Origin of the sequence: Streptococcus sp. 3613, from assembly GCF_013277375.1 — a bacterium.
GTDB lineage: Bacteria > Bacillota > Bacilli > Lactobacillales > Streptococcaceae > Streptococcus > Streptococcus pseudopneumoniae.
In genome coordinates this window covers 1-3,520 of record NZ_VMMV01000061.1, presented here as the reverse complement: position 1 = coordinate 3,520, position 3,520 = coordinate 1, and the positions used below count along the sequence as shown (strand labels likewise).

Sequence of the window (3,520 nt, the reverse complement as noted above, 5' to 3'; positions counted from 1 at the left end):
GCAAATCAAGTATTTTACGTTTGTATTTTGATGGCGCATATCAGAGGGGGAAAAGAGGTCAAGTGCAGAAAGAATTTTTGGAGAGTGGGGAATAAAAAGCAGACCTTTCGAGGTCGGCTTTTTTGGTCGGACAATGGCGAAGCCGTCCGACTGACATTTTGAAAAAAATGTCTCGCTCGATTTCGAGCGACGAAGAGAAAACTTGGGGTTCGAGTTTTCTCTTTTTTCGTGCGTTCATTCGCACGAATTTGCTCTCTGCAAGAGTCCCTCGGAGGAGCGTTTGCGTTTTGATGAACCGCTAGGTTTGTCAAAACAGCATAAACGTTACTCTTTTGACAAAAGAGTAACAGAAAAGCTATAATAAAACCAAGCGTTGCTTAATTTTATTATAGTTAGAATTGAGCAAGCAATAGACTTTGTCGGCTTGCTCGTCCTCCCCTTTTGGGAGGACAAGGGGGGAGGAAATTTGGATGGTACAACTGAGCATTTCTTTTAAAACAAGTACCAAGATGACGAGTATCAAACACAACAATCGAGATTTGACAGAAGAAGAATTTAAACAGCCTCAACACCAACATATTGACCAAGATAAAATCCACGAGAATATTTACATCAAACAAGAACCCATCAAAGAGGCCTATGAAAAGATTTTCGGTTCTGCCCTTGAAGAATATAATTCAAAACAAACTCGGAAGGACAGACGGATAGAGGACTACTTTCAGCACGTCAAAAAGAGTAAAACCTTAGACTTACAGAGAGAATTTATTGTCGGAATCGGTGATAAGTATGACTGGGATAGAATTAAAAACAGTACTGAAGCAAAGCGATGGGTGGGGGAGAAATTAGCCGAGTATGTAGAGGAGTTCCAGGAAAGACACCCTCACTTGTATATCTACAATGCAGCAGTTCACCTGGACGAAAAAGGGCATCCTCATGCTCATTTCAACATCATTCCAGTTGCAGAGGGATACAAAAAGGGCTTGAGCATTCAACCAAGTTTTAAAAAAGCCCTCCAGAATGAGGGGAATTTTGAAAAAGGGCGCCATCAGTTGCGAGTATTCAAAGAGCAAGAAGTCAAAATTTTATCTGAGAAGATGAAGTCATTAGGGATTGAACGAAAACTAGTTGGAACAAATGACATCAAAGACATGCGTGAATACAAGCGACTGGTAAGAGAACTTGAAAAAGAGAAAGAAGCGATCTCGGAGGAAGTTCACAAGCACAGAGAACAGGCTTTAGATGAACTTTTGGAAGTAGCAGACGAAATTAAAGCTAATAGAGAAACACTGAGCAGACTGAAAGATTCTATTCAGGAAAAAAGGGAGGAGTCGGCTCAGCTCTCTTTAGAGGGCGAAAAAACGCTCTCTGAGCTCTCTAACTTACAAGATAGGGTAAAAGGTCTAGAAAGTGAAAAGAGGGGCTTAGAATCGAAAATAGAGGCCAAATCGGGCGAGTTAGTGCGACTAGACGAAAAAATAGAGCAACAAAAGAGTTTTTTGAACGATTTATCAAGAGAATATGCTCTTAATCCATTGCCAAGTGAAAAAGAACGAAGCTATTTTTTTGAAATGTTAGAAAAGGCTAAAAAGACGATTACAGGGAAAATAACCTTCGATTTTGATTTTGTGATCCAGTTAAAAAATTATATCCATTCGGTCAATGAAAAAATTCAAGGTCTAATTTCTCAAAATATCCTTTTGAGAAGGCAGTTGGAGATGAAAGATACGGAACTAGGGAAAGTAAAGTTTGATTTGAAGTTAGCAGAAGCTAAAAATAAGGGCTTTGATGACAAATTTAAGACTTACAAAGAAAAAGCGGATGTCCTAGATAAACTTTCAGATGTTTTGAGTGAAAAAGAAATAGAATTTCTGAATGACCGAATAATAGCTTTAGAATCAAGCAAAACTTTCTCAGTAGACAGAGATTTTCAATGACCAGAGCTTTGAGCGATTTATGCCGAGAAAACTTTTGACAATAAGCGGTGACAGAGTACGCTAGGACGTGCCGAGCCGAAAGGCTTTAGCGTTTCGGATGGACACGGCCAAAGGACGGCAGTCACTGGTTACTTGTTGTCAAAAGGAAATTGGAATAAAGTAAGCGGACATGATATAATAGCAAAGTCGCTAGTTCTTCCACTAAGTAACGCGAACTTAGATTGGAGGTGAGCGTTTTGAAGACTTTCCTTGAACTTGTTTTGATTCCTTTTGCGGTTGGCGTTGCTGCAGAAGTAGTTGCTGATTGGCTTATTCAGTACATCAAAGACAAAAGCGACAAAAAATAGCCTGAGTTCTCTTGAGAACAAAAAAGAAAGACAGTAGCTGGAACTACTGTCTTTTTTTGCGTTTTGCTATTCGTTTCCTCGAACTATAGCGTTTATATAATTATAACACGTTGAAGTCTATGTGTCAAAATTGGGTACGTGGGAAAAATTGAGGGGGATTTTTTCGGAGAAAAAATCTAAAATCTGGGGGGCTACTACGACCCCCCTTATAGTGCCGAGTGCCAAATTGAGAAAAAAAGTGACTTGAGCCCTAGAGCCACAATGGTTTGACCTGTGCGAGCCTCTAGACGAAAATCGACTCACGGGTCGCAAAAAATGACCTTGAACGTGCAAAAAAACAGAGATGATGTAAAAAAAATTGACTTATATTTCAAAAAAATGTAAAATATTTTTAAAATATAAGTTGAGGTATAAGAATGGTTGAAACAAAAAAGAGGGTCTCAATCGGTTTGACAGGTGAGCAATACAAATTAGTTGATGAATTATCAAAATCAAGAGGATTTTCAAAATCTGCTATTTTTGTTCTTGCGCTTGAAGAATATGCTAAAAAGCAATTTGAAAAATAAAGAAAGGAACCAAAAAAACCGCTGAGCATTTTGCAGGGCTAGCGGTTTTCTCGGGAAAATTGAGACGCTTTTTGCGTTCTCATATTGGTTAGATTATAACATATGGCAAAAGAAAAATCTAGAAATTTTACATTTCTTCTCTATCCTGATGGAGAAGGATTTCCAAATGATTGGGAAGAACGATTGGAAAAAATTGGAGTGCCGATTGCAATTAGTCCGCTTCATGATCAAGATAAGGCGAAAAATCGTTCCTTCAAAAAAGCGCATTATCATGGGATTTATATTGCTAATAATCCAGTAACTGCAGAATCTGTTCGTAATAAACTTAAAGCAGTTCTGAGCTCAGAAACAGAAGAGTGTAAAGCAGTTGCTAGAGTTCAAATTATTTATGAAGCAGTAGAGAACGTCTATCTCTATTTGACCCATGAGAGTAAAGATGCGAGAGCAAAAGGCAAGCATGTTTATGATAAAAAAGACATTAAGCATATCAATAATTTTGATATTGAGCGATATATTACGATTGATGTTGAGACGAAAAACGAAGTACTGAAAACATTACTTCAAATCATTAGAGCATACTCGATTCCAAATGTACTTGACCTTCATGATTTCATCGAAGAAAATGGGGCTGTTTATGGTATTGATATGAATTTGTTTTTATCGACGATTGAAA

Annotated in this window: 3 protein-coding genes; all 3 read left to right on the top strand. The window is 38.0% G+C overall.

Annotation, left to right across the window (positions count from 1 at the left end):
- Positions 1-470: 470 nt before the first annotated feature.
- The gene (locus HT708_RS07830; RefSeq protein WP_172923470.1) at positions 471-1,934 is read left to right on the top strand and encodes a plasmid recombination protein; all 1,464 of its coding nucleotides are present in this window, start codon (positions 471-473) and stop codon (positions 1,932-1,934) included.
- 763 nt (positions 1,935-2,697) lie between these two features.
- A complete protein-coding gene (locus HT708_RS07825; RefSeq protein WP_153299963.1) occupies positions 2,698-2,847 on the top strand; it encodes a ribbon-helix-helix domain-containing protein in 150 nt (49 codons plus the stop codon).
- A gap of 102 nt (positions 2,848-2,949) precedes the next feature.
- On the top strand, positions 2,950-3,520 hold a 571-nt coding region (locus HT708_RS07820; protein WP_172926232.1), incomplete at its 3' end, for a Rep family protein.